This window comes from Sinorhizobium sp. GQ132 (assembly GCF_059758575.1).
Map to the genome: position 1 here is coordinate 1 of NZ_JCAXDX010000013.1, position 22,484 is coordinate 22,484.

Annotated in this window: 27 protein-coding genes, 4 tRNA genes and 2 pseudogenes; 14 read left to right on the forward strand and 19 right to left on the reverse strand. The window is 59.5% G+C overall.

Annotated elements, in window-relative coordinates; translation table 11 throughout:
- Positions 1–104: 104 nt before the first annotated feature.
- The 7 genes from AC6CIG_RS24775 to AC6CIG_RS24805 all read right to left on the reverse strand — a co-directional run bounded on the left by AC6CIG_RS24775 (position 105) and on the right by AC6CIG_RS24805 (position 7,467).
- Positions 105–941, reverse strand: a complete 837-nt coding sequence (locus tag AC6CIG_RS24775) for an MBL fold metallo-hydrolase (protein ID WP_437407732.1) — start codon at positions 939–941, stop codon at positions 105–107.
- A gap of 1 nt (position 942) precedes the next feature.
- Positions 943–1,722 (reverse strand): TatD family hydrolase, encoded by a 780-nt coding sequence (locus AC6CIG_RS24780; protein WP_018094908.1) that lies wholly within the window; start codon positions 1,720–1,722, stop codon positions 943–945.
- A gap of 13 nt (positions 1,723–1,735) precedes the next feature.
- Positions 1,736–3,286 carry a methionine--tRNA ligase gene (gene metG / locus AC6CIG_RS24785; RefSeq protein WP_379941021.1) on the reverse strand — a complete coding sequence of 517 codons (1,551 nt, stop codon included), beginning with the start codon at positions 3,284–3,286 and terminating at the stop codon, positions 1,736–1,738.
- Positions 3,287–3,422: 136 nt separating this feature from the next.
- The gene (locus AC6CIG_RS24790; protein ID WP_437407731.1) at positions 3,423–4,454 is read right to left on the reverse strand and encodes a DNA polymerase III subunit delta'; all 1,032 of its coding nucleotides are present in this window, start codon (positions 4,452–4,454) and stop codon (positions 3,423–3,425) included.
- The gene (tmk, locus tag AC6CIG_RS24795; protein ID WP_437407730.1) at positions 4,451–5,155 is read right to left on the reverse strand and encodes a dTMP kinase; all 705 of its coding nucleotides are present in this window, start codon (positions 5,153–5,155) and stop codon (positions 4,451–4,453) included. Before tmk ends, AC6CIG_RS24790 begins: the two co-directional genes overlap by 4 nt.
- Before the next feature lie 57 nt (positions 5,156–5,212).
- The gene (locus AC6CIG_RS24800) at positions 5,213–6,367 is read right to left on the reverse strand and encodes a D-alanyl-D-alanine carboxypeptidase family protein (protein WP_127709868.1); all 1,155 of its coding nucleotides are present in this window, start codon (positions 6,365–6,367) and stop codon (positions 5,213–5,215) included.
- Between the two features lie 56 nt (positions 6,368–6,423).
- The gene (locus AC6CIG_RS24805; protein ID WP_437407729.1) at positions 6,424–7,467 is read right to left on the reverse strand and encodes a septal ring lytic transglycosylase RlpA family protein; all 1,044 of its coding nucleotides are present in this window, start codon (positions 7,465–7,467) and stop codon (positions 6,424–6,426) included.
- Between the two features lie 450 nt (positions 7,468–7,917).
- Between AC6CIG_RS24805 and AC6CIG_RS24810 the strand changes: the two genes are divergently transcribed.
- The 9 genes and pseudogenes from AC6CIG_RS24810 (at position 7,918) to AC6CIG_RS24850 (ending at position 11,722) form a co-directional block, all read left to right on the forward strand.
- Positions 7,918–8,130 (forward strand): hypothetical protein, encoded by a 213-nt coding sequence (locus AC6CIG_RS24810; protein WP_127709870.1) that lies wholly within the window; start codon positions 7,918–7,920, stop codon positions 8,128–8,130.
- A 194-nt stretch (positions 8,131–8,324) separates the two neighbouring features.
- Positions 8,325–8,414: transfer RNA gene (locus AC6CIG_RS24815), tRNA-Ser, on the forward strand.
- Between the two features lie 268 nt (positions 8,415–8,682).
- Positions 8,683–8,758, forward strand: a tRNA-Ala gene (locus AC6CIG_RS24820).
- A 193-nt stretch (positions 8,759–8,951) separates the two neighbouring features.
- Positions 8,952–9,116, forward strand: a complete 165-nt coding sequence (locus AC6CIG_RS24825; RefSeq protein WP_013844460.1) for a hypothetical protein — start codon at positions 8,952–8,954, stop codon at positions 9,114–9,116.
- A gap of 209 nt (positions 9,117–9,325) precedes the next feature.
- A complete protein-coding gene (gene lexA / locus AC6CIG_RS24830) occupies positions 9,326–10,042 on the forward strand; it encodes a transcriptional repressor LexA (RefSeq protein WP_437407728.1) in 717 nt (238 codons plus the stop codon).
- 218 nt (positions 10,043–10,260) lie between these two features.
- Positions 10,261–10,334 (forward strand) — tRNA-Cys (locus tag AC6CIG_RS24835).
- Between the two features lie 91 nt (positions 10,335–10,425).
- On the forward strand, positions 10,426–10,653 hold the full coding sequence (locus AC6CIG_RS24840) for a hypothetical protein (protein ID WP_437407727.1): 228 nt from the start codon (positions 10,426–10,428) through the stop codon (positions 10,651–10,653).
- A gap of 95 nt (positions 10,654–10,748) precedes the next feature.
- Positions 10,749–10,970: pseudogene (locus AC6CIG_RS24845) on the forward strand (IS66 family transposase); the annotation flags it as partial.
- Positions 10,971–11,032: 62 nt separating this feature from the next.
- Positions 11,033–11,722, forward strand: a complete 690-nt coding sequence (locus AC6CIG_RS24850; RefSeq protein ID WP_437407726.1) for a hypothetical protein — start codon at positions 11,033–11,035, stop codon at positions 11,720–11,722.
- Positions 11,723–11,880: 158 nt separating this feature from the next.
- On the opposite strand, the gene AC6CIG_RS24855 is transcribed toward AC6CIG_RS24850, so the two are convergent.
- The 4 genes and pseudogenes from AC6CIG_RS24855 to AC6CIG_RS24870 form a co-directional block, all read right to left on the reverse strand.
- The gene (locus AC6CIG_RS24855) at positions 11,881–12,204 is read right to left on the reverse strand and encodes an immunity protein CdiI family protein (RefSeq protein WP_437407725.1); all 324 of its coding nucleotides are present in this window, start codon (positions 12,202–12,204) and stop codon (positions 11,881–11,883) included.
- A 59-nt stretch (positions 12,205–12,263) separates the two neighbouring features.
- Complete coding sequence (locus tag AC6CIG_RS24860; RefSeq protein WP_437407724.1) at positions 12,264–12,764, reverse strand: hypothetical protein; 501 nt, start codon at positions 12,762–12,764, stop codon at positions 12,264–12,266.
- An 80-nt stretch (positions 12,765–12,844) separates the two neighbouring features.
- Positions 12,845–13,045, reverse strand: a pseudogene (locus AC6CIG_RS24865) (transposase domain-containing protein); the annotation flags it as partial.
- On the reverse strand, positions 12,976–13,416 hold the full coding sequence (locus AC6CIG_RS24870) for a hypothetical protein (RefSeq protein WP_437407723.1): 441 nt from the start codon (positions 13,414–13,416) through the stop codon (positions 12,976–12,978). The gene AC6CIG_RS24870 and the pseudogene AC6CIG_RS24865, both read right to left, overlap by 70 nt.
- 429 nt (positions 13,417–13,845) lie before the next feature.
- Between AC6CIG_RS24870 and AC6CIG_RS24875 the strand changes: the two genes are divergently transcribed.
- Together AC6CIG_RS24875 and AC6CIG_RS24880 are read left to right on the forward strand one after the other, a co-directional pair.
- Complete coding sequence (locus AC6CIG_RS24875) at positions 13,846–14,133, forward strand: hypothetical protein (protein ID WP_437407722.1); 288 nt, start codon at positions 13,846–13,848, stop codon at positions 14,131–14,133.
- Between the two features lie 188 nt (positions 14,134–14,321).
- Entirely contained in the window at positions 14,322–14,606 is a 285-nt protein-coding gene (locus tag AC6CIG_RS24880) for a hypothetical protein (RefSeq protein WP_498324059.1), read from the forward strand.
- 138 nt (positions 14,607–14,744) lie between these two features.
- Here AC6CIG_RS24880 and AC6CIG_RS24885 read toward each other — a convergent pair whose 3' ends face one another.
- Positions 14,745–15,824 carry a calcium-binding protein gene (locus AC6CIG_RS24885; RefSeq protein WP_437407720.1) on the reverse strand — a complete coding sequence of 360 codons (1,080 nt, stop codon included), beginning with the start codon at positions 15,822–15,824 and terminating at the stop codon, positions 14,745–14,747.
- Positions 15,825–16,224: 400 nt separating this feature from the next.
- Between AC6CIG_RS24885 and AC6CIG_RS24890 the strand changes: the two genes are divergently transcribed.
- Positions 16,225–16,572 (forward strand): hypothetical protein, encoded by a 348-nt coding sequence (locus AC6CIG_RS24890; protein WP_437407819.1) that lies wholly within the window; start codon positions 16,225–16,227, stop codon positions 16,570–16,572.
- A gap of 48 nt (positions 16,573–16,620) precedes the next feature.
- Here AC6CIG_RS24890 and AC6CIG_RS24895 read toward each other — a convergent pair whose 3' ends face one another.
- Positions 16,621–16,902 (reverse strand): membrane protein, encoded by a 282-nt coding sequence (locus tag AC6CIG_RS24895; RefSeq protein ID WP_018094919.1) that lies wholly within the window; start codon positions 16,900–16,902, stop codon positions 16,621–16,623.
- Positions 16,903–17,044: 142 nt separating this feature from the next.
- Here AC6CIG_RS24895 and AC6CIG_RS24900 point away from each other — a divergent pair.
- Positions 17,045–17,119, forward strand: a tRNA-Asn gene (locus AC6CIG_RS24900).
- Positions 17,120–17,495: 376 nt separating this feature from the next.
- On the opposite strand, the gene AC6CIG_RS24905 is transcribed toward AC6CIG_RS24900, so the two are convergent.
- The 4 genes from AC6CIG_RS24905 to AC6CIG_RS24920 all read right to left on the reverse strand — a co-directional run bounded on the left by AC6CIG_RS24905 (position 17,496) and on the right by AC6CIG_RS24920 (position 20,211).
- Positions 17,496–17,669: a DUF3606 domain-containing protein gene (locus AC6CIG_RS24905; RefSeq protein ID WP_437407719.1), complete on the reverse strand. Its 174-nt coding sequence runs from the start codon at positions 17,667–17,669 to the stop codon at positions 17,496–17,498.
- A 537-nt stretch (positions 17,670–18,206) separates the two neighbouring features.
- Positions 18,207–19,049, reverse strand: coding sequence for a type 1 glutamine amidotransferase domain-containing protein (locus AC6CIG_RS24910; protein ID WP_018094923.1), 843 nt, complete (start codon positions 19,047–19,049; stop codon positions 18,207–18,209).
- Between the two features lie 54 nt (positions 19,050–19,103).
- A complete protein-coding gene (locus tag AC6CIG_RS24915) occupies positions 19,104–19,406 on the reverse strand; it encodes a putative quinol monooxygenase (RefSeq protein ID WP_127709886.1) in 303 nt (100 codons plus the stop codon).
- Between the two features lie 13 nt (positions 19,407–19,419).
- Entirely contained in the window at positions 19,420–20,211 is a 792-nt protein-coding gene (locus AC6CIG_RS24920) for an SDR family NAD(P)-dependent oxidoreductase (protein ID WP_018094925.1), read from the reverse strand.
- A gap of 97 nt (positions 20,212–20,308) precedes the next feature.
- On the opposite strand from AC6CIG_RS24920, the gene AC6CIG_RS24925 reads away from it, so the two are divergent.
- Positions 20,309–21,226, forward strand: coding sequence for a LysR family transcriptional regulator (locus AC6CIG_RS24925; RefSeq protein WP_127709890.1), 918 nt, complete (start codon positions 20,309–20,311; stop codon positions 21,224–21,226).
- 17 nt (positions 21,227–21,243) lie between these two features.
- Here the strand turns inward: AC6CIG_RS24925 and AC6CIG_RS24930 are convergent, their stop codons facing one another.
- Both AC6CIG_RS24930 and AC6CIG_RS24935 read right to left on the reverse strand, forming a co-directional pair.
- Positions 21,244–21,633, reverse strand: coding sequence for a cupin domain-containing protein (locus tag AC6CIG_RS24930; RefSeq protein WP_018094927.1), 390 nt, complete (start codon positions 21,631–21,633; stop codon positions 21,244–21,246).
- 166 nt (positions 21,634–21,799) lie between these two features.
- Positions 21,800–22,183, reverse strand: a complete 384-nt coding sequence (locus AC6CIG_RS24935) for a VOC family protein (protein ID WP_102761322.1) — start codon at positions 22,181–22,183, stop codon at positions 21,800–21,802.
- Positions 22,184–22,484: the final 301 nt, after the last annotated feature.

The window sequence follows — 22,484 nt, forward strand, 5'->3', positions numbered from 1 at the left end:
TGCATACGTCGCATAAGATAGATTATGGAACAAGACGCCGTTATCTAAGAAAGGCGTAAGTCGCTTCAGATCAGTGAGTTAGATAAAATCTCTGATATGGGACTTTATGCGTCTTCCGCCGACGGCTGGTCGATATCGAATTCCATGCGCATCATGTCGTAAGCCGGCTCGACGTGATCCGGCGTCTCGGCGCACACGGTCTCGTAATCCATCGGCACATGCATATGCGTGAGCACGGCGCGTTTCGGCCGTAGCCGGTTGATCCACACGAGCGACTGCACCAGGGACAAGTGACTCGGGTGAAATTTGTACTGCAGCGTGTCGATGACGAGCAGATCGAGCCCGCCGAGCTTCCCGACCGTTTCCACCGGAAAGTCGCTGACGTCGCTGCAATAGGCAAAACCGCCGATGCGGAAGCCGAGCGAATGGACGTTGCCGTGAAACTGCATCAGCGGCTCGAACGGGATCGGCCCGCCGGCGCCATGGATGGTCAACGGCGGCAGGTCGTCGGGAATAACGTATGGCTCGACGATCGGCGGATAGCCGCTGCCCGGCGGCGACTCCAGACAGTAGCGGAAGCCGTCGCGAATACGGGCCATCGTGAACGCATCGGCCCAGATCGGCACGCGCCTGCGATTCTCGATGACGAAACCGCGCAGATCGTCGATCCCGTGCAGATGGTCCGCATGGGCATGGGTGTAGAGCACGGCATCGATGTGGCGTACATTCGCCGCGATCATCTGGGCGCGGAAATCCGGGCCGGTGTCGATCACCACGGTCGTCTTGCCGCCGTCCGGCGCAAACTGTTCTACGAGCAAGGCCGCTCGCATGCGACGGTTGCGGGGGTTCGACGGATCGCAGGCGCCCCAATCACCGGTGATGCGCGGCACGCCCGGCGACGAGCCGCAGCCCAGAATGGTGAAGACCCGCCGAAACGCCATTTCAAAGCCTCGGCATCTTCGAGAAGATCCTGAAGGCGTTTTCAGTGGTGATTTCGGCAATCTCCTCGCTGGAGACGCCAATGGCTTGCGCCAGCACCTCGGCCGTGTGCGCCACGTAGGCCGGTTCGTTGCGCTTGCCGCGGAAGGGCTTCGGTGCCAAATAGGGCGCGTCCGTCTCGACGATCATCCGATCGCGCGGGACTGTCCTGGCTATGTCCCTCAGTTCCTCGGATTTCGGGAATGTCAGGATCCCCGAAAAAGACACATAGCCGCCGAGCTCGACGCCGATCCGGGCAAGGTCCGGGCCGGACGAGAAGCAATGGAGAAGGAAGGGGAAGGCGCCCTTCCCCGATTCCTCTGTTAGAATGGCAGCCATATCGTCGTCGGCCGACCTGCTATGGATGACGAGCGGCAGTCCGGTTGTTCGCGCTGCCGCGATATGCCGCCTCAATCCCTCCGCCTGCGCGTCGCGCGGCGCGTTGTCGTAAAAATAATCCAGCCCCGCCTCGCCGATCGCGACGACCTTGGGATGGGCGGAGAGCCGAACGAGATCGTCGGCCGTCACGTCCAGTTCCTCATCGGCATTATGCGGATGCGTGCCGACGGAACAGAAGACGTTCGGATATTTCTCGGCGATGGCGAGGATCGTGTCGAAACGTTTCACCCGGGTCGAAATCGTCACCATCTGCGCCACGCCGGCCTCGCGCGCGCGCTCGATGATTGCGTCGCGTTCGGCCTCAAAATCTGGAAAATCGAGGTGGCAATGGGTGTCGATCAGCATGCTTTCGTCTCGTTCAGGCTTCCGGCGCGACGTAGCGCGGGAAGACCGGCTTGGGTGCTTCGAGCGGCGTTCCCGACACGAGGCGCCCGGCTTCGCCGAGATGGGCGAAATCGCGACGGTCGGCCGGTAGGGCGACGAGATCCAGGAGTTTTCCCGCCGATTCCGGCATGAATGGCTGCAGAAGGATCGCGACCTGGCGAACGACCTCCGCCGTGACGTAAAGCACGGTTGCCATGCGGCTCGGATCGGTCTTCTTCAGCGCCCAGGGCTCCTGGCCTGCGAAGTAGCGGTCGGTCTCGGAAACGACGGCGATGATCGCCGCAAGTGCGCGATGAATGAGCTGCTTGCCCATTTCCTCGCGTGCGGTTTCGATCAGCGAGTCGGCGGCGGCGAGCATCGCCTTGTCTTCGTCGGTCAGCGGCCCACAGAGCGGAATCTGGCCGTCACAATTCTTGACGATCATCGACAGGGAACGGCTGGCGAGATTGCCGATACCGTTGGCGAGGTCGGAATTGATGCGGGTCGCTATCCCCTCCTCGCTGTAGCTGCCGTCCTGGCCGAACGAGACTTCGCGGAGGAAGAAATAGCGGATCTGATCGAGGCCGAAATGCTCGACCAGATTGAACGGATCGACCACATTGCCGAGCGACTTCGACATCTTCTCGCCCTTGTTGAGCAGGAATCCGTGAGCGAAGACGCGCTTGGGAAGCGGAAGACCGGCCGACATCAGGAATGCCGGCCAATAGACGGCGTGGAAACGGATGATGTCCTTGCCGATGACGTGGATGTTTGCGGGCCAGAACTTCGCGCGCGGACCTGTCGGATCTGTCAGATAGCCGGTGGCGGTGACGTAGTTGGTCAGCGCGTCGACCCACACATACATGACATGAGCGGGATCGTTCGGAACTTTGATTCCCCAGTCGAATGTGGTGCGCGAGACGGAGAGGTCCTTCAGGCCCGACTTGACGAAGGAAATGACCTCGTTGCGCCGTTCCGCCGGACCGATGAAGTCTGGATTTTCCTCGTAGTGTTTGAGGAGCTTGTCCTGGTAGGCGGACAGCCGGAAGAAGTAGCTCTCTTCCTCCACCCATTCCACAGGCGTTCCCTGCGGTCCGTATCGTACGCCGTCGCCGCGCAGTTCCGTTTCGTTTTCCTGGTAATAGGCCTCGTCTCGAACGGAATACCACCCGGCATAGGAATCCTTGTAAAGGTCGCCCGCCTCGCCCATGCGGACCCAGATCGCCTGCGAGGCCTCGTGGTGGCGCTGTTCGGTCGTGCGGATGAAATCGTCGTTGGAGGCGTTGAGCAGCCGCGCCATATTCTGGAACTCGGCCGAATTGCGGGCGGCCAGCTCCTGCGGAGAAATCCCTTCCCTCTTCGCCGTCTGCTGCATTTTCTGTCCATGCTCGTCCGTCCCGGTCAGGAAGAAGACCTCGCGCCCGTCAAGCCGCTGAAAGCGTGCCATGGCATCCGTCGCGATCAGCTCATAGGCATGACCGATATGCGGCTTGCCGTTCGGATAGGAAATCGCGGTGGTGATGTAGAACGGGGACGTATCTCTCATAGCGGGCTTCGATATCCTCGGGACAGAAACTATGGGGTGCTATTACCGCATCGCATTCGGGTAGGAAACCGGTAGATCACGTTGAATTTAGGCCGGAGCGGCCTGACTGTGGCCGTGAACCGTCTTCGCTCCCGACCTATAGAGCTTCCTTGAGATCATCGAGGAGGGAAAGGACCGTCTGCTTGCGGTCGAGGTTATAGGCCGCGCTCAGCGTCAGGCGTTCGCCGACAGTGCTGGACAGCCTGGCGAACCGTTCGGCCGCGCCGACGTCGCCGGCGATCGCCGCCTCGCGTGCCATCCGCATGATGCGCCCCGACAGCAGCGACGAAAAGAAATCGAAGATCGTTTCGCTGTCCTTGCCCGAAAGCACGTCGGCCAGCTTGTGCATGTTCTTGCGGACAGCCGGGCCCTGCCCGGCCAGAATGTCTTCGAAAGCCTCGGCTATATCCAGCCCGCCATAGTTGACGAGCTTCAGCGCCTCAGAAACGCTGCCGTTTGCGGCGGCGAGGACGCGCTCTGCATTCAGGCCCGCGAGATCGAGCCCGAGATGCGCAAGCGCCTGGCGCAGGGCTTCCGTGTCCAGAGGCTTCAGCCGCAAAGGCAGGCAACGCGAGCGGATGGTCGGCAGGAGTTTTCCCGGCGCATGGGTGAGCACCAGAAACAGCGAACGGCGCGGCGGCTCCTCCAACATCTTCAAAATGGCATTGGCGGCGTTGCGGTTGAGATCGTCGGCCGGATCGATGATGACGATGCGCCAGTTTCCGGTGCCCGACGTCTGGCCGAAGAACTTGCCGGCGCGGCGAACCTCGTCGACCGTGATCGCGCCCTTCGTCCTGCCCGTCTTTTCGTCCACTGGGCGCGCGAGATGCAGGAGATTGTGCGATGCGCCCGAACCGAGCTGTCTCGTGACGATAGAGGCGGGATCAGGGTCGGCAAGCCTTTCGGGGGCGTCTGCCGGATCCGGATGGCTCAGGACATGATTGGCGAAGCGGAAGGCGAGTGTGGCCTTGCCTATCCCCTCTTGCCCTTCGATCAGGATCGCGTGATGACCCTTTCCGGACCGGTAGCTCTGCGCGAGAAAGGCTTCCGCCTCCTGATGACCGAAGAGCTTGCTGTTCATCACGGGAGCAAGCGCGCCCTCCAGCACACCTGGCTGTTCCGGGGTCATGACGTCGCTTCCGCATTCGAGGGGTGCGGTTTGCCCTCAAGCGGCAATAGCGCCTCGACCAGACTCAATACTTCGGCAGCGATCGCGGTCGGCGGACGGTTGGCATCGACGACGCGGCATCGTTCCGGATCGGCCGCGGCAATATCGAGAAAGGCTTCGCGCCGCTTTTCATGCGTCGCCAACTGTTCCTTTTCAAATCGGTCGGGACGGTCGTTTGCGGCGCGGCGGCGGGCGCGCTCCAGCCCGACCGAGGCGGGAAGATCGAAAATGATGGTGCAGTCGGGAATGACACCGTTCACCGCAACGCGTTCCATGGTCTCGACGAAGGCCGGTTCCAGATTGCCGGTCACGCCCTGATAGACGCGCGAGGAATCCATGAACCGATCGCAAAGGACCATCGTTCCTTGCTGGAGCGCCGGCCGGATCACCTCCTCGACGTGGTCGCTGCGGGCGGCCGCAAAGAGGATCGCCTCCATCCGGACTCCGAAGGACTCCGCCGCGCCCGAAAGAAGGACGTGGCGAACGGCTTCGGCACCCGCGGAGCCTCCCGGCTCGCGCGTGGTGAGCACGCGGTAGCCGCGCGCGCTCAGCGCTTGCGCAAGAAGGCGCATCTGGGTCGACTTGCCGGCCCCCTCTCCCCCCTCGAATGTTATGAACAAACCCTTGGTCAGCGACACTTCAATTCCCGGATCGGCGTGCATTATCGTCTCTGTTTAGCCGATCGGTCCCGCGGAAGGAACCGTCGCAAAGCGCATTTGTCACAGCCAGAAGAACAGCAGTTCCTGCAGCGCGTCGAGCGCCCGGCTCGTGAGCGTTCCGGACTCGACCGCCCTCGCCGTCTTCACGGGAACTTCCCGCAGCAGCTTGTCCCCGTTCCAGAGCTTGACGACGCCGACCTGCTGACCGGCAGCGACGGGTGCGTTGAGCGGCCATTTGTAGACGATGCGTGCCGTCAGCCGTTCGGGATTTTTTACCGGCAGCAGAACGTCGACCGGGCCGCCCGCCACGAGCGCCACCCGGGAATCCGCACCGCCGTAGACGCTCGCCTCTCCGATGGTTTCACCATCTGCGAAAATGCGCCGTTTCTCGAAAGCGGTCATCGCCCAATCCAGGACCCTGCGGCTCTCGTCGATTCTCTCCTTTTCGCTCTCGAGGCCCCCCATCGCGAGAAAGACCCGGCGGTCGCCCCGTTGCATCGAGACGGCGAGCGAGAAGCCGAAACCCTCCGCAAAGCCGGTCGCCAATCCATCGACGCCGACATTCGCGGCGATCAGAGGGTTCTTGTTGCGCTGAAGGATCTTGTTCCACTCGAATTCCGGCTGCGAATAGAGCCGGTAGTAATTCGGGTGCGCCTCGTACAGGTGCCGCGTAAGGGCGACGAGTTCGCGCATCGTGATCTTGTTTTCCGGATGCGGCAGCCCCGTGGCATTCCTGAATGTGGCGACCGGCAGCCCCAGCTCGCGGGCCCGCTTGGTCATCAGTTCGGCAAAAGCAGCCTCGCTGCCAGCAATTCCCTCAGCCAGGACAATGCACGCATCGTTGGCGAGTTGCACCGTTGCGCCCTGGATGAGATCCGCAACGCGGATCCTGGATTTGATCGCGGCGAACATCGTTGCAGTGCCGGAGGGGGCCCCGCCTGTACGCCACGCATGTTCAGAAACCTCGAAACTCGTCTCGGACGTCAGGTCGCCCTTATCCAGGGCTTCGAAAACCACCTCCATCGCCATGAGTTTGGCGAGCGAGGCAGGCGGGACGGGTGCATCCTCGTCGCGTGAAAAGAGCACTGTGCCCGTCTCGGCATCGACGAGATATATCTGCTTCGCTTTGGTGTCGAAGGCGGGCGTCTGCGCGACCGCTTGCCCCGAAACGATGGCCGCGAGGAACCCTACGACCGCAAGCCACTTCATGCGCATGAGAAACTCCGGTTCTGCATGGGCATATCAGCGCGAAAAGCCCTCTTCAACCGGCGTCAGCGCGAGTCGGCGTTTCGGTACTGGCGCTTCGCATAGGCGAGAATGGAATCGGGGGTCAGCGGATTGCGATCGACCATGATCGCCTCGAAGGGCGACGGCTTGTCGCTGACGCGAACTTCGACATAGGCCGCAGCATAGGCTATGCTGCCATCCGGCAGCGGGATCAATTGCGGGCGCGACGTCGGCATGGGGCCGATCTGCGGCAGAACGACGAATTCGTCGAAGGCGCTTGGTGCCGCCGAGGCCTGCGCCGGCTTTGCGAGCGCGTTCACCGGCACGCCGGCATCGAGCGTCGATCTGTTCGGAACCGGAACGGCGCGGAGATTCGGAACCATGTCGCGCAGCGGCTCGTTGGAAGCCACCATAACGCCTGAGGCGATCTGCCCTTCCGGCATCACGCTCGGGCCACGGTCGCCTTTCCTGACGTACGAGGCCATGAGGTAGGGCATGTCATTGCCTTCGAGCGGCGCACGACCGACATATTGAACGCGAACATTGGCGCTGCCCTTGCGCTTGATGTCCAGCAGGTCGGCGGTCTTCGAAGAGACGTCGATGATCCGGCCGTATTCATAGGGGCCGCGATCATTGACACGGACGATGACGGACGTGCCGTTCTCCAGGTTGGTCACGCGCGCATAGCTCGGCAGCGGAAACGTCGGGTGAGCGGCCGAAAGGTGATGCTTGTCATAGACCTCGCCATTGGCCGTCAGCCGGCCATGGAAGGCAGACCCGTACCAGGAGGCCATCCCGCTCTTGTTGTAGCCGAAATCCTCCTTCGGCTGATACCACTTGCCTTTGACCTGATAGGGTTTGCCTACCTGGTAGCGGCCACCGCCCTTGGGAATGTTGTTTCCGGTAGCGACTCTGGGGCTGGCTTTGACGCCATAGACGGACTCGGCGAAGTATTCCTTGCTCCGCGACTTGGTCTTCTTGACGCTCGACGTCGTCGATCCGCAGGCCGCAAGCACCGCGCAAAGCAACGGAACCGCTGCGAGACGGAGCCCCCTCACAAGATATGCCGCACCGTTATTGGATGTCATCTGTCCCACAAGATCATTCGCAAAGCCGCACCCGAAATCCGCTCCTGCAGCGCTCACGCATCCGACCGAACGCGCAACGATCGTCGCAATCGTGCAGTAGTTCCCCCGCGAGAATTTCGCCGTCCCGAAACGGAACAGCCGAACAATCATGACAACAACAAGGCAAAATTGCGAACCGGAGGACGAACGGACGCTAAAAAACGCTCGCTATGGTTTACGAAACGTAAATGAGCCGCTGGACCATAGTCCGATAGAGCGCGCCAAAGGTCCGAAACCCGTTGCCGGGTTTCCCTGCCGACACATATCGCAATAAGTACCCACGCGGCTCGTCGGCCGCGGGGTGCGGCGGCCTCAGAGCTGGCCGAAGCTTCCCGTCGGTGCAACTCTGAGGCTCCGTCCCCGGTTGGCGTGCTGCCCGTGCTCCGGCCCAACGTCCGAGAGGATATCGCAATGGACGACAGATACGATTATGGGCCGCCGGAGCGACGGGCGGCAACCGGCCTCCCCTTAGGCATAATGCTCCTGTCGATGTTGGCGATTGCCGTTTATCTGCTTGCCGGAGCGGCGCTCCTGGACGGCAGAAGCCGGGACGTCGCGGCCTACGTCGCTCGGGCAGGCGACGAAAGTCCGCCTGCAGCGCCGGACAGCGGACGGCGCCCGTGACGATGGCCCACAACCGTGCCATGGGCGCATGCGGCGCGGCACGCCTCGAATGCAAGCAAATGCTCCGGAGCAAGTTGACGCTGTGATCAAAGCTGCTAAAAAGCCAGCCGTTGGTGAATGGGCAGCAAACCCGGTGGCGATCGCCGGTCCATCGAGAACTCGGAAACGAATTTCACGAAGCTCCGCAATCACCTGGAAGAGTGGCCGAGCGGTTTAAGGCACCGGTCTTGAAAACCGGCGTGCGTGAAAGCGTACCGTGGGTTCGAATCCCACCTCTTCCGCCATTTCAGAATTGATCCGGGCACGCCGGAATTCCCGACTTCTCGTCACTGATGGCCGTCTTCCCCACCCGCAAGGCTCATGGCTGCCCTGCCCTTCCGACGCTTTGCGTCACCTGCCGGAGCGGAAGAAGCTGCTTTGGGACTCCATCGCGAAGGGGCGATATTCGGGTGGATGAATTGCAGCGTGCCCTACCGGGCGGCAAGGGTGAAGCCGGCAGACGGAATGCACTGGCGCGCGGGGCCGAAAAATCTTATACAACGAGTGACCAGTGGGGTCGTAGCTCAGTTGGGAGAGCGCCGCAATCGCACTGCGGAGGTCGAGGGTTCGACTCCCTTCGACTCCACCATTCCCCTCTTGTCCAGCCCGGACACCTAGGTGACAGGTCTTACCTGAGGTAACTTCCACCGATGCCGGACGTCAGGCTGCCAGAGCTCGGTCGATGCCGCGGCTCGCCTGCGCTTGCCAAAAAAGCTGATTTGAGAGAAAGTTTTAGTCTGACCCGTTCGAGGTCTGGGCAACTCCCGCGAGTGGAGAAAAACATGCCTGTTAAATCTTTGGTGGCAGCCGTAATTTTTTCCCTCTTCGCCCTTTCGGGGTGCGCCAGCACAGGCTCGACCAACACGACCTATACCCAGTGGTACGGGCCCTATCCCGAGCCTGAATTCGACGTTCTTACGCCGGGCGGACTGCGGCTTGCCTATTAGCATGGCATAGGTGAGCGACTGGGCCGGCCGCTGTAAGTGAGCGTACGCCCCTGCCCCGACATTCCGAGCGATCGCCAACGACACGCCGGATCGGAAGCGGACAGGCATTCAGCAGCAAGCGGTATTCACGGAATTTTAGGCACTTGCGGAACACATATGGAACATATAGGTTCTGTTCTTGATTTGTTTCGCGATTCTGGAGTGACGCCATGCTGACCCGCAAGCAACAGGAATTGCTTCTGTTCATTCATGAACGAATGAAGGAATCCGGGGTTCCGCCGTCCTTCGACGAGATGAAAGATGCCCTCGACCTTGCCTCCAAATCGGGCATCCACCGTCTGATCACCGCACTCGAAGAGCGCGGGTTCATTCGCCGGCTACCGAATCGCGCTCGAGCCCTCGAAGTCATCAAGCTGCCGGAGGCCTATGCCGGTGTTTCGCAGGTCCGCCGCGGCTTTTCGCCGAGCGTGATCGAAGGCAGTCTGGGCAAGCCTGCGGCCCCGCCCCCTGCACCGAAACCGGCGCCCCTGGCCGAGATCGCGTCGGTCGCTGTCCCGGTCATGGGACGCATTGCCGCCGGCGTGCCGATTTCCGCAATCCAGAACAACATGCACGATATTTCCGTACCGGTCGAAATGATCGGCAGCGGCGAGCACTACGCTCTCGAGATCAAGGGTGATTCGATGATCGAGGCCGGCATCCTCGATGGCGATACGGTGATCATCCGGAACGGAAGCACTGCCACCCCCGGGGATATCGTCGTCGCCCTGATCGACGACGAGGAAGCAACTCTGAAGCGTTTCCGTCGCAAGGGCGCCTCTATTGCGCTCGAAGCCGCCAATCCGGCTTACGAGACACGGATATTCGGTCCGGATCGGGTCAAGATCCAAGGCAGGCTTGTCGGCCTCATCCGGCGGTACCACTAGGCTCCCGACGAGGTGTGCAGGCGTTTCTCACGGAAGTACGCAATTTCAACGCGTTAGAAGTGGGGGCATTGCGCCTTGGGGCGCTATGGCCACGCCTCCACAGAACCGAAGCCATATTATACAGAATAAAAAAGACCCTATTCCAAATGTACCCTCTTGCGGATTGCGGGCAATCATTCTAAATCCGCGCCACGATTTGAAAAATCGCAAATCGTAGAGGCCTCGTGGCGGAGTGGTGACGCAGAGGACTGCAAATCCTTGTACCCCGGTTCAATTCCGGGCGAGGCCTCCAAAATTTTCCACAATGATATCAAAGCGATAAGTGGCAGAGAGCTTCGTGTTGTGCGAATGCGGATGTCGCATCTCGTTGCAACTGGATTCCCTTGATTTTCAACGGCTTCCCGGCACACTCGGCAAATCCGTGCAACATCGTTCTACAAGACCGGCGGGTCATTTTTCTTTGCCTTGCGCTTGGTCGGATTTCGTTTGGAAACCGCCCGGCCGATGGCACGGCCGTGATCACGCCGGCGCAGCTCGGCTATCTGATCGAATGCATCGACTGGCGACTGGCGAATGCCGCAAAAAACCTGGCGTCGACGTCGGCGGGATGAGCAAACCGCTGGCACGGCGGGAGCGAATATGATTCCATGCCGTCATGATCGATGCGGCCGATCAGCTTGCCGACGACCTCACCAGTGCGCACGCGATGATCCTCGCAGAACGCGCGGCACGAGGTGAGGCGGAACCCGTTGCCGCTCGGGCCCAGGCGGTGAACTCGCACTCGGAGGCACTGATTGCCCGGCTCCGGCTCGAGATCGAGAAGCTGAAGCGCGACATCCATGGCAGCCGCTCGGAGCGCAAGGCCAGGCTTCTCGAACAGATGGAGTTGCAGCTCGAGGAGTTGGAGGCTAACGCCGGTCAAGACGAAGAGATCAAGCTGCCTGACCTGCGGCCCTGTGAGACGGTGATTGGAAGTTAAAGGGAAACACGGTGCGGACCCAAAAAGAGATTAAAGCTGACCTGCTTGCGGCGCTAAACTCCGTCGGCGATGAAAGACTGGCGCTCTTGGGCTTCGAACGACGAGAGGGTTCGTTTACCTACATGCGAATCCTGGAGGAAGCCGAGCAGGACATCGTTTTCGCAGCGGATTGCTTCCCCACGTATCAGCCGGACGAAGAAATGCACCTTCACCCGGCCATGCGGCTTGGCATGAGATCTGTAACCAAGGCGACGCTAGAACTGGTGGCGGGCAACAAATCTCTTTTGGCGGATGCGCCAGAAATCATCGTGAGCCAGCCAATTGAGTTCACTGCACCAAAGGAGCAACACGTTAGATGGTTTGCAAGCGGCAGCGATCAAATGAAGGCGCGTATTCGTGAGATTGTTGCCTTTATTGAACGATGGCCAGCCCCACTTCTTGATGAGATCCGAACTCCACATGACTTGATCAAGATTTACGAACGGGGCGATGAGCGAATGCTCAAGCAACGGCATTGGTACCTGTTTTTGGCCGCAGCGCAGATGGTCTCCCATGGGAACCGCGCCGACGCACTCTCCGTCTTGGAAAATAATCTTCGCGCCCCAGGCTTGAGGAAACGCTACGCCGTCGCCTTCGAGACCTTATCCAAAGGCCATCCACTCAGATCTGCTGTCGGCATTTCGGACCCTGAGGCAAGCTAGTCATTCGCAAATCATGCCGAAAATTCTTGAAGGTCTCTAGCTGCGGCCTTCACCGGATGCTTACCGTAAACATTGCGATCCGCGCCATGCATGTAATTCTCGACGAGTTCCGCATCTGACGAATTGCCGCAGAGGGAGTGCCGACATCCCAATTGAATTCAATAGACGGGGCAATGTTCGCTGATGACTTCATAGCCGGGCCCAAGTTCCCGTCTGATCTCCTCAACAAGCTGGTAAACTGCTTCGGCAAATCTGAGATCTTCTGCTTTTGACCATGGGCTAGATCCCGGAGGATTGTTCCAATCCAGTGCTGTATCATGCCACACTGCCATGCCGTGCAATCGCTCTCGGATTTCATTCGGCAAAGACAGCTTGTCCTCAATAGGCCCTACGTCAAAGCGTTGATGAGCAGCGTCATTGGCGCACCAAAGAACTCCACCACCCCATTCAAAGAACAATTTAATTTTCGGAACTTCGTTCACAGGGAGAACCTCGTAGCGTTTGCTGTATGCATCCGGCGAGGGCCACGCGTAACAGCGGGTTATTCGTCGCCAGCGAAAAAGTGTATCTCCATGAGCCGGGGCTCATAATCGCCCTGGAAAAAGTATAATTCGGACTTCGTCTCGAGAACGATTTTGCTGACTATCTCGCTGCCATCGGCTTGACTGAATTCCTCGTAGAAAATCCGCAACGAGGCTAACAGTGCTTTAGCAGATGATAACGAGATGCCCGGTTGGAAGCCGCCGAGGTCGACCTCAATCCCCTCGACTAGACGTATAGCAGACCTTTTCGGTTGCGGCTCACTATGATGTGCATTCCACAGTTCGAGCCACACCCTCTCAACTTCGACACAATTGCTACGTGTTCGCAAAGAAAACTCAAAATCGGCATATCCCAACTGGCACGTGAATTCGTCTTCGATACCGAAATCCCAGCGGTCTGGAACTCCTAAGAACTTCCCCAATTTTTCCAACTTGGATCCAGGAACGAGAGGGTAATCGCTCGTTCCGACGAGCATGGAAGTGATTGCTATGACCCTCATTGCATTGCCTTCTTCTCGAAAGTGCGGCGGTGGGGAAAATTCACGAATGAGATCAGGGGGCGCAGGTTAGGCACTGATCTTTAGAGACTTCGTTGGTGCCAATTCCACGGGAGCAGGTCCTCGAGCCTGATGATCCGGGCGTCGGCGATACGAGCCAGAGTGTTGGCAAGCCAGGCCTGCGGATCGATGTCGGTGAGCTTGGCGCTCATGATCAGTGTGGCCTTGAACGCCGCGCGATCGGCACCGCGATCTGAGCCGGCAAAGAACCACTTCCTCCTGCCTGACCTATGCTGTATCTCCAAGTGGCAAGCATGGTGAAGTAATTGATGATACACAAGAAGGCCAAAAGTATCCACGCGCCAATTGGCGTAAGGTCTGCATCGACAGATGTGTAGGACACGTAAATCGTCCAAAGCGCGTCTGCAAATTCAGCGATGACGTGCAAAGTAAGTGCAACTGCGACGCCCCTGCGAAGGCCCTGTGAGAAACATACTGGTCCGAAAGCATAGAGCACGATTACACTAGTTGCTAAGACAGAGAAGATATCGTTCACGACTCTCCACATTGTGAGCTCACCAAAGCCGCCCATCAAAAGCCCTAGCTCGGCAAGACCAAAGAGCACGTTAAGGCACGCGAACAGTTTCCACGCCAAAGCTGGTTTTCCTCTGTGCTCGAAATGCATGAATCAAGGCCTAAGCGACGGCTTCGCAAATTGCAATCACGATTGAGACAACTGTAACGATAGCTCGCCTGAAGAGGCGAGCTATGCGGTAAATCGCCCTCGACCTTGGGGAATGGAAGGCGGCCGCGTGCCCGCGATCGGTGCAAGGTCTGTGAATTTCATTGTGGTCAATCCTTGCTGCGTGCTACCCGCGAGGCGTCCAGGAGGCGGATTAATGCAAGGGCTACCTGCCGAGCGCGCGACGGCGATCTCGGTAGCGCCCAAAACGGGTCAGACGGGGGAACAAATGAAGCTAGCAATGTTCAACGAGCGCTACGGCTTCACGACGCATCATTTCTCGACTTCGGATTTGAGACTGGGAAAATCACCTTCCGGACAGAGCTATGCCACGACCTCGGCATGCCCGGACCGCTCCCGCCGCCTGGGACCGACGACTACGCGACCGGCATTGTCGAAATTTCCGGTGTCCACATCCTTGATGGAGATCCACAAGCGTTTGCAAAGAGCGTCGACGGCGAAATACTGTCTCTGCTACCCATTGCCTCGTCGTCTCCGTTCTTGGATCGTGCTCAGCTCAATGCATTCTTGAAATTGGGCGCGAGCGACGCTCCTGACACCTTTGCTTGCATTGACTTTGAACTTACGGAAATCGTCATCACTTTTCAGGACAGATCGGCCCTGAATTGAAGGCCCCGTACACCTTCACGACATAAATTGCCGGCTTGCCGACCTCATGGCCGGCATAGAGCTGGATGCCGGTGCGCGCGGTGCGGACGTAAGCTCGCGTGCCCGCGATCGGCGCAAGGTCTGTGAATTTTCATTATCGTCAATCCTTGCTGCGTGCTACCTGCGATTGCGTACAGGAGGCGGAATCAATGCAAAAAGTGGTGGACCTCAATGAGCCTGAAATCTGGCGCGGCGCAATCTTCCGCGGGAAGGGCTCTCGTCCCTACGAAGAGCTCGTAGACTTTATGTCAGTGGAAACCGCCGAGGCAGCACGCCCTCTCGGGATGATGGTGGCAACGGGTTACAGCGCGGGACATACGTTCCTTCATCTGCCGCTGGAGGCACTCGTCTCACGAGACAAGGCCCATTTCTACCGCTTGGCTGAAGGCACACTGGATGCAGTGGGTCTACCCCGAGTGCCCGGTCGAGGATGACTGCGACACGCCAACCATTTCTGCAATAATTTCAACATTGGATGCAAGCCTGCAAATCCTTGTACCCCGGTTCAATTCCGGGCGAGGCCTCCAAAAAACCACCCCATTCAGCTTTGTTACCGACAAATCTTACCTGCGTCAGACGAAGGCGAACTCCGCGCCCGCAAAGACGAAGTTGGCAGCGCTGAGGTCGGCGGCGTGGATGCCGATCAGAGTGACCTGATCGACGGTACCATTCAACTGCAGGACAGCGTTCCCGTCAGCATCGTTGCCGATGTTGGGCAAAAAATCAGCGAAGTCGTCGTAGCCATAGCCAGCGATTTGGATGACGTCCTTGTCCAATTCGAAGTCGAAGATCTCATCCCGACCACTGTTTCGTGAAAACAGGAACTGATCGGCACCGGTCTCGACCGCGAAGGCTGCGGTCAGTCGACCATCGCCCCAGAGCTGATCGTTACCGGTGCCGCCGATCAAGAGGTCGTTCCCACCCGCGGTGTCCACGCCGACCTCTGCATCGCCATACAGGACATCATTGCCTTTGCCTCCGTCGAGCAGGTCGTCGCCGCCACTGCCGCCACGTGAGAAAAGAATGTCTCCAACGAGAAAGTCATTGCCCGAACCGCCATAGAGGTGGTCGTTGCCGCCGATCCCGGATTCCACGACGCCCTGGTCGAGGCCATCGCCGTAGAGCTTGTCATGGCCCTCTCCGCCCTGGAGTCGATCGTTCCCGCCAACGAAAAAATCGCCCAGGGAGAAAGCGTCGCCCGAGAGACTATCGTCTCCGGCGCCGCCGTCGAGCCAGTCGTCTCCACCACGTCCTCTGAGGCAATTGTAGCCATCGCCATAGAGTGTATCGTTGCCTTTGCCGCCCGAGAGACGATCATTCCCTCCGGCGACGATAGCGGAATCAATCGCATCGATCTGGAAGGCATCGCCATACAGCGTGTCGTCGCCGGCGCCGCCGTCGAGCTGGTCGTCGCCACCACGCCCCTGATCGGAGATCGTCCAAGCATCGCCGAAGAGCGTGTCGTTGCCCCCAAGGCCGTCAAGGCTGTCGCGGCCACCCTGCCCCGAAGACAGGAAGCCGCCGATTTCGGAGACTCCCAGGCTATTGCCGGTCGTGAACGGGTCTCCGAAGATAATGTCCGGATCGTTCGTTCCGAAGATGTGGTTGTCCAGCCCGAGCCAAGGGGCGATGCCACCGATCAGATGCGCCATTTTTCTCTCCACAGTGCTGTAAAGCAGGCGATGCTCGTCTTGGGAAACCCGGACGGCCTTCGAGGCGCCGACTTCGTCGGGCCCCGTCGGAGTGACGAGCTAACGCTATGAAAATACGGACTTCCTACGGAAGACCGTTACACCCTTTTCCTGAAAGCGCTCCAATGTTGCCGAACGCGATGTTCCTGTCTATTGACCACTTTGGATTAACTACAAGTTGTACTTTGCGACCACATTCAGCGTCCGGATACTGGAAGAAGGACGAGCTCGCCCACGCTCCCGAAGACGTCCGCGAAGGGCGTAAAAACCTGGAGGATCGTGTGGTCTCGTGATCGGCGGTTGTGATATAGCGGTCCGTCGGCCGGCCTCATCGGGAGGGCGGCACTCGAAGCGCGACATGATGGATATTCCTTGGGGCTACATTCAGCGCCACTTCGACTGGCTCGGGCATGTGGTCGAGGGCTTCTGTATTGCAGCAGTCGTCGCCCTCCTGTTCATGGCGATTGCGCCGAGAAGGCTGGCGCTGATCATCGGCCTCGCCTTCGCCATCGGACACTTCCACGGCCGCGAGAAACGTGATTTCGAGATCAGCGCAAAGCTGCCGCCGCCTCACCTGGAGGGCTATGAAATGTGGAGGTGGAGTTGGGACCAGGCCACCGATTTCTGGCCGGTCGCTTTGGTCCTCGCCTGCGTCATTGTCGCCCTCCTGCCCAAACGACGTCGAAAGGCGCGCAATTCCGCCGACTGAAATGCGCTGCATCCGGATGCTGGCGGAACTCTTCGCGAGGCCCACCTCTCAGGATCTGCCGGACGAGTTCGGCTTGCTGCGCCATCGGGCCCACCATACGGCCAGCTTGCGCCGCCGTCGGCGCATCGAGGGAATATCGTGCGAAAGCACGAGCAGGCCCAGAGGAACCATCCAGAAGCCCAGGATGGGCAGAAAACCGAGCAGACCGCCGAAGACGAGCAGAACGCCGATGAGCACGCGCAATGCCGGCGAGTTGGGCAGGCTCATCCGCCATTTGCCGAGCACGATCTCACGCGTCCTGGGATCGATGCCAAAATGCTTCTTCGCCATCACTCTTCTTCCGTACCAATGACCCCACAGTTGGTGCCTTCTCCACAGGGCGGCAACCGCCTACCGACATTTTTTTTGAAAAACCGCTTGGCAAATCGGAAAAGCATTTGTATTAGCAGCCTCACTTCTGCGGCGCAGATGATCCCTGGTAGCTCAGCGGTAGAGCACTCGACTGTTAATCGATAGGTCGCCGGTTCGAATCCGGCCCGGGGAGCCAGTTTCCAAAGCCCTGCATCTCACGGTGCGGGGCTTTTTCTTTGAGTATTTTCATGTACTTAACCGATCATGTAAATGCACCAAGCCTCTAAAAGGTTCGGTGCTGGCTTGCTTTTCGGTTACATTTTGGCTGCTTTGCGGACCACACAGGCCGGCAAACGGGGAATTCATAGGGTCCGAAGCTATTCCGCGTTACGCAATGAGAAACGCCGCAAGCGGCATCTATCGATATTATCGCCGCGTGCCGAGCTGCACACGAACTATCACGCGGCATGGGAGAAGGCGCGGATCAGGAGACGAACGCCACGAAAGGCGGAACGCGACCTCCCTTTGAGCCGGAGACAAAGGAGGTCCAGCAGGCGACGCTGTTTTGAGCGTTATTTCTTGCCGAGGTATTCCATCACTTTTTCGCGGTTCGGCCCAGCTTCACGGATCGCCTTCAACGCCTTCTGCCGCGTCACCTTCGCCGTTTTCATGAGGTAGGCCACCTCGTGCTCCTGCTCGGAAAGCAGCTCACGGTCGCGGCCTTTCTTCTTCGGATTATCTGCCATGCTTTCCTCTCGTCGACGGTCTACCACGAGCCGCCGGACAACCATCTATTGCTGAGATAGTCCTTCGCTTTCACTCCGGCAGGGTTTCCTTCACGGAGGGCCTCCTGCACCATCCTTCTCCTATAGGCCGCATTTTTCTCATCACTTGCGACCCCATGCCCCTCAGTGGAAACGACATCGCGGTCACGATCCGGCTCCTTGTCATTATCTGCCACTCTATTTCTCCATGTACTTAGATGAAGAATAGGAGCGGATCACGCTTCGGCAAGGGCGGGCTTATGACGCGTCTCTGGGTGATGTCGTTGTCCGGGGCGCGCCGTCGACCGGTAGCATTTCACTATCCGTATCAGGGACGTCCACGGCTCAATCAGTGCCTCGATGTTCTCAGCTTCAGATGTCCTCTTTGCTCAATTCAACTCGAGGTCCGGCGCGGCATTCCTGCTGCGCCGGGCTTTTGCATTCGATGAGCCCCGCATCAACACCGCAACTGAGCGCGGTCTCGCCGGCTGGCCTCGTGCTGGCCGGACATGTCGCCTCTTACTTCAAGCGCTCGAGGAGTTCCTGCGCCACGGCGGGGGCCGAGGCCGGATTTTGGCCCGTGATCAGTTCCCGATCGGTGACGACATGCGCGCTGAAGGGCGCATCGGACTGACTATAGCGAGCACCTGCTTGCGTGAGAGCATCCTGCGGATAGAACTTCATCGCGCCGCCGCCGAGCAATCCCTTTGCCAGTTCCTCTTCCTCATTGCTGATCACAGTCAGGTTGTAGCCGGCATAGATCCATTCACGGTCTGCTTTCGCTGCGCCTTCGGTTTCCAGCTGTGTGGTGAAAGCCTTCGGGTCCCGCAGGGTCGAGATGAGCGCGATGGGCCCATGGCAGGCGAGCGCGGTCGTCTTGCCCTGTTCATGGAAATGCGTCAGCAACTTGCCGAGCTCAGGGCTGACAAGAAGATCCTGCATCGGGGCATGGCCGCCAGGGACATAGACCGCGTCGAAATGGTCGTAGCCGATCTGCTCGACCCGCGCGAGACTGATTACGGGCGAGGCAGTGTCAGACAGCAAGCCGATTTCCTCAAGCTGCGCTTCGCTCGCCTTCATCGCAGCTTCGTCTCCGCCGAAATACATCTTGTCGATAGAGGTTTTGTCGATGGACGGCGCCGTGCCCTTGGGGGTGGCGAAGGTGATCTCGTGACCGGCATCGAGCAGCGCCTCGACCGGCTGCATCAGTTCGTTGAGGTAAAAGCCGGTCTGGAAGACCTTGCCGTCCTTCAGGTCGAGATGGTCTGAATCGGAAAGAACGACCAGCACGTTTGCTGCATGGGCGCTGGCGGCGCTGAAACCGAGGGCAAGGGTGATGGCGAGGCGACGCAGGTATTTCATCGTCTGTCTCCGGATGCTTGAAAATTGCGTTGTCAGGAGTGTGCTGCGGCTGTGTCAGCCGGCGATCTTCGCCAGCCGATGCAGCGAGAAATCGGCGAAATAGTCGCCGACGCCGCTGGCCAGAAACCGCTGCATGGCAGCGCCTTCCATGTGGGCACGCCATTGTGCTTCGCTCTCCCAGCTTTCGACGAAGATGCGAATGCGGCCGTCATCGAGGGACTGGTGCAGTTCGTAGCGCAGGCAGCCGTCCTCCATGAGAGTCTCGGCGACGAGCTTTTCCTGGGCAGCCCCAAGGGCCGTCTCCTTGCCGGCTTTGGCGGTAGTCATGGCAATGACGGTGAGCGGAGAATTCGACATCGGACACGCTCTCTCAGGCAATCGTATTGACGAGGCCGCCCTCGGCGCGCAGTGCTGCGCCGTTGGTGGCCGACGAACGCGGGCTGGCGAGATAGGTGACGAGGTTTGCCACTTCTTCTGCCTCCACCATCCGCTGCAGTATCGAAGCGGAGCGCGCAGTGGCGAAGAATTCTGCCTCGATCTCTTTGATCGGAGCGGAAGGATCGGTGGCCTGGCTGCGCAGGAAGGTCTCGATGCCTTCCGAACGGGTCGGCCCCGGCAGCACCGCGTTCACCGTGACGTTGGTGCCGCGCGTCAATTGCGCCAAGCCGCGCGAGACGGAGAGTTGCGCGGTCTTGGTGGTCGCGTAATGAATCATGTCGGGCGGGATGGCGAGGCCGGACTCGCTTGAGATGAAGATGATCCGACCCCAGTTCTGCTCCAGCATGCCAGGCAGGTAAGCGCGCGACAGGCGTACGCCGCTCATCACGTTAACCTCGAAGAGATGGCTCCAGTCAGCATCGGTGATGGCGCCGAAGTCCTTGCTTTCGTAAATGCCAAGATTATTGACCAGGATGTCGACCGACGGGGCGGCCTTGGCGATGGTCGCTGTGCCATCAGTGGTGGCAGCGTCTGCGAGAACGCCGGCAACGGATTCCCCGCCCGACGTCTTGATGTCGGTGATGGCTTTGTCGAGCTTCGGCCGGTCGCGGCCGGTGATGATCACATTCGCGCCTTCGCGGGCGAGCGCGCGGGCGATTTCGAGCCCGATACCAGCGGTGGCGCCGGTAACGAGCGCGGTTTTATCGGTCAGTTGCAAATCCATGACGTGGCTCCTGATTGTGTCCGAATGCAATCTATGATCTGAGAGCCCGAGGAACTATTGCCGCCGCTGGACATGCACCTGTGAATGGAGATCATCAGTGCCGCGCATTTTGATGGAACGCTCTGGCGAGATGGAGGTGTTTACGCGGGTGGTGCAGGAGGGCGGCTTCTCGGCAGCCGCGCGCAGCCTCGACATCACGCCATCGGCAGTCAGCAAGCTGATCGCGCGTCTGGAGGCAAGACTTGGCACGCGCCTTCTGATGCGCACGACCCGCGCGCTAACGCTGACCGAAGAAGGCGAGGCTTATCATCACGCCGCGCTCAAGATCTTGCAGGCTCTGAACGATGCTGATCAGGAAGCGTCGGGCGGCGCCGTTCGTGGCCGGCTTCGGGTGAACGCCACCATTCCGTTCGGCACCATGTTCGTGGCGCCGGCGATGCCCGCCTTCATCGCGCGGAACCCCGATTTGATCGTTGATCTCAGCTTCGCAGACGGTATCGTCGATCTCGTCGCGGAAAAGACCGACGTCGCCATTCGCATGGGCAACCTGCCGGACAGCGGCCTGATCGCGCGAAAGCTCGGTCAGAGCAGACGAGTGGTGTGCGCCGCGCCTTCGTACCTGGAACGCAAAGGAAAACCCCAGACGCCCGCCGACCTTGAGCGTCATGACTGCCTGACCTTCAACTTTCGCCGCGAGCGGCCCTCATGGCCCTTCCGGTGGGACGGCCGGGAGATCGCCCAGGCGGTCACCGGAAGCCTGGTCGTCAACAACGGTGAGACGATGAAGCAGGTGGTGCTGGCCGGAGCCGGCGTTGCACGGCTCGGGCTGTTTCACGTCGCCGCCGACATCGCCGCCGGAAGGCTCGTGCCTCTGCTCGAGGACTGCAATCCAGGTGATCTCGAACTGATCCACGCCATTTACGTTGGCGGTGGACCATTGCCGCATCGGGTTCGAGCCTTCATTGAATACATGATCGAGGCATTGGAAGAGTCACCCCTCCTGAAGGGCGGATAGGTGTTATGCGGGGCCGTCTAGTCGAGGTCGGTCTGGATCCAATGCGGCGAATGGTGGACGTCTATGGTCTGTAAGCGCCCTGGTCCGAGATTTTCGAACCGGTGTGGGATGCCCGCCGGGCCAAACACAGCCTGACCGGCAGTCGCGTCGAGAACAGTGTCTCCAACGAAAAAACGGGCCCGACCCTCGATCACGACAAACACCTCGTCATAGGGATGCACGTGAAGGCGTGGGCCTTCGCCAGTGCGGTTGGTGCCGTAGGCGAGCACGGTCACCGGTGCTCCGAGTGCGTCGCCCGGCAAAGAGCCGCGCCAGGGACCTTCAGCACCCGGATCAAAAAGCGTTGCCTGAGCAGGCGCGCTTCCGCTTGGCCTGACCGAACTGACGTCGAAATCTTTGCGCGTCATGTCATCTCTCGCGAATTGTCCATCTCTGTATCTCACGGTTCAGTATGAAGTCAGCCGGCGTATCCAGGCCGCGACCGAATTGCCCTGCATCTCGGTTCCAATCTCCGGATATCTGGCGCAGCAAAGTGCGCTACTTCATCGTCCCTTCCTTAAGTCGTGAAGCAGCTCATGCGCTGTTCAGATGGAGGATGTTGCCGTCGGGATCCTTGAACCAGACCATTTTGAACCCGTTCGCATCGTGGAGCCCGTCCTTGTATGACACGCCCTCCATCTCATAGCGCTCGAACGTCACACCTTTGGAACCCAAGTCGGCAACGATGGCGTCGATGTCTGGTCCGCAGTCCCACACCACGGCATTGGCCTTGTTGGTGCCGGCAAATTCCGAACTGTAGACGACCAGATACGTCGCACCCGTCTTGTAGACCAGCACGCCTTCCATGCCTTCGTCGTTGAGCTCAAGCCCCAGTATATCACTGTAGAAACGCCTCGCCCGATCGATGTCGCTCACCGCGACAATGGCCGAGGAAGACTTGTCGTTGAGTGCTTTCATGGAATGTCTCCTTGATTGACGTCCAAAGGACGCATGACCTGCTTCGGTTCCGACACCGAAGAGGGTGGTCTCGGCAATTATCCAGAGGTGACAAACAAATGAGGCTGCATCGGCGATGCCAAATGTCCGCTATTCGCCTCCCGGCCCAACGGTCGCTGCCGAGATCGCATACGGCCGCTTCGAGTTCAGTCGCGCGATAGAGGCCATAGCAGACTTTCACGAGCAAGCATTCCTGGCACATCGTGCTTGGATAGCAGCGAGGAACGCCGACGGCGGTGAGATCTCGCGTTCGAACGATGCC

Coding starts and splice junctions, on each gene's coding strand:
- AC6CIG_RS24805 (WP_437407729.1), bottom strand. CDS start 7,467: ATGACATCCAATAACGGTGCGGCATATCTTGTGAGGGGGCTCCGTCTC.
- AC6CIG_RS24790 (WP_437407731.1), bottom strand. CDS start 4,454: ATGACCCCGGAACAGCCAGGTGTGCTGGAGGGCGCGCTTGCTCCCGTG.
- AC6CIG_RS24780 (WP_018094908.1), bottom strand. CDS start 1,722: ATGCTGATCGACACCCATTGCCACCTCGATTTTCCAGATTTTGAGGCC.
- AC6CIG_RS24880 (WP_498324059.1), top strand. CDS start 14,322: ATGCAAAAAGTGGTGGACCTCAATGAGCCTGAAATCTGGCGCGGCGCA.
- AC6CIG_RS24915 (WP_127709886.1), bottom strand. CDS start 19,406: ATGTCGAATTCTCCGCTCACCGTCATTGCCATGACTACCGCCAAAGCC.
- lexA (WP_437407728.1), top strand. CDS start 9,326: ATGCTGACCCGCAAGCAACAGGAATTGCTTCTGTTCATTCATGAACGA.
- AC6CIG_RS24920 (WP_018094925.1), bottom strand. CDS start 20,211: ATGGATTTGCAACTGACCGATAAAACCGCGCTCGTTACCGGCGCCACC.
- AC6CIG_RS24935 (WP_102761322.1), bottom strand. CDS start 22,183: ATGAAAGCACTCAACGACAAGTCTTCCTCGGCCATTGTCGCGGTGAGC.
- metG (WP_379941021.1), bottom strand. CDS start 3,286: ATGAGAGATACGTCCCCGTTCTACATCACCACCGCGATTTCCTATCCG.
- AC6CIG_RS24930 (WP_018094927.1), bottom strand. CDS start 21,633: ATGACGCGCAAAGATTTCGACGTCAGTTCGGTCAGGCCAAGCGGAAGC.
- AC6CIG_RS24800 (WP_127709868.1), bottom strand. CDS start 6,367: ATGCGCATGAAGTGGCTTGCGGTCGTAGGGTTCCTCGCGGCCATCGTT.
- AC6CIG_RS24890 (WP_437407819.1), top strand. CDS start 16,225: ATGGATATTCCTTGGGGCTACATTCAGCGCCACTTCGACTGGCTCGGG.
- AC6CIG_RS24895 (WP_018094919.1), bottom strand. CDS start 16,902: ATGGCGAAGAAGCATTTTGGCATCGATCCCAGGACGCGTGAGATCGTG.
- AC6CIG_RS24885 (WP_437407720.1), bottom strand. CDS start 15,824: ATGGCGCATCTGATCGGTGGCATCGCCCCTTGGCTCGGGCTGGACAAC.
- AC6CIG_RS24910 (WP_018094923.1), bottom strand. CDS start 19,049: ATGAAATACCTGCGTCGCCTCGCCATCACCCTTGCCCTCGGTTTCAGC.
- AC6CIG_RS24905 (WP_437407719.1), bottom strand. CDS start 17,669: ATGGCAGATAATCCGAAGAAGAAAGGCCGCGACCGTGAGCTGCTTTCC.
- tmk (WP_437407730.1), bottom strand. CDS start 5,155: ATGCACGCCGATCCGGGAATTGAAGTGTCGCTGACCAAGGGTTTGTTC.
- AC6CIG_RS24825 (WP_013844460.1), top strand. CDS start 8,952: ATGCCTGTTAAATCTTTGGTGGCAGCCGTAATTTTTTCCCTCTTCGCC.
- AC6CIG_RS24775 (WP_437407732.1), bottom strand. CDS start 941: ATGGCGTTTCGGCGGGTCTTCACCATTCTGGGCTGCGGCTCGTCGCCG.
- AC6CIG_RS24860 (WP_437407724.1), bottom strand. CDS start 12,764: ATGAGGGTCATAGCAATCACTTCCATGCTCGTCGGAACGAGCGATTAC.
- AC6CIG_RS24810 (WP_127709870.1), top strand. CDS start 7,918: ATGGACGACAGATACGATTATGGGCCGCCGGAGCGACGGGCGGCAACC.
- AC6CIG_RS24875 (WP_437407722.1), top strand. CDS start 13,846: ATGCCCGGACCGCTCCCGCCGCCTGGGACCGACGACTACGCGACCGGC.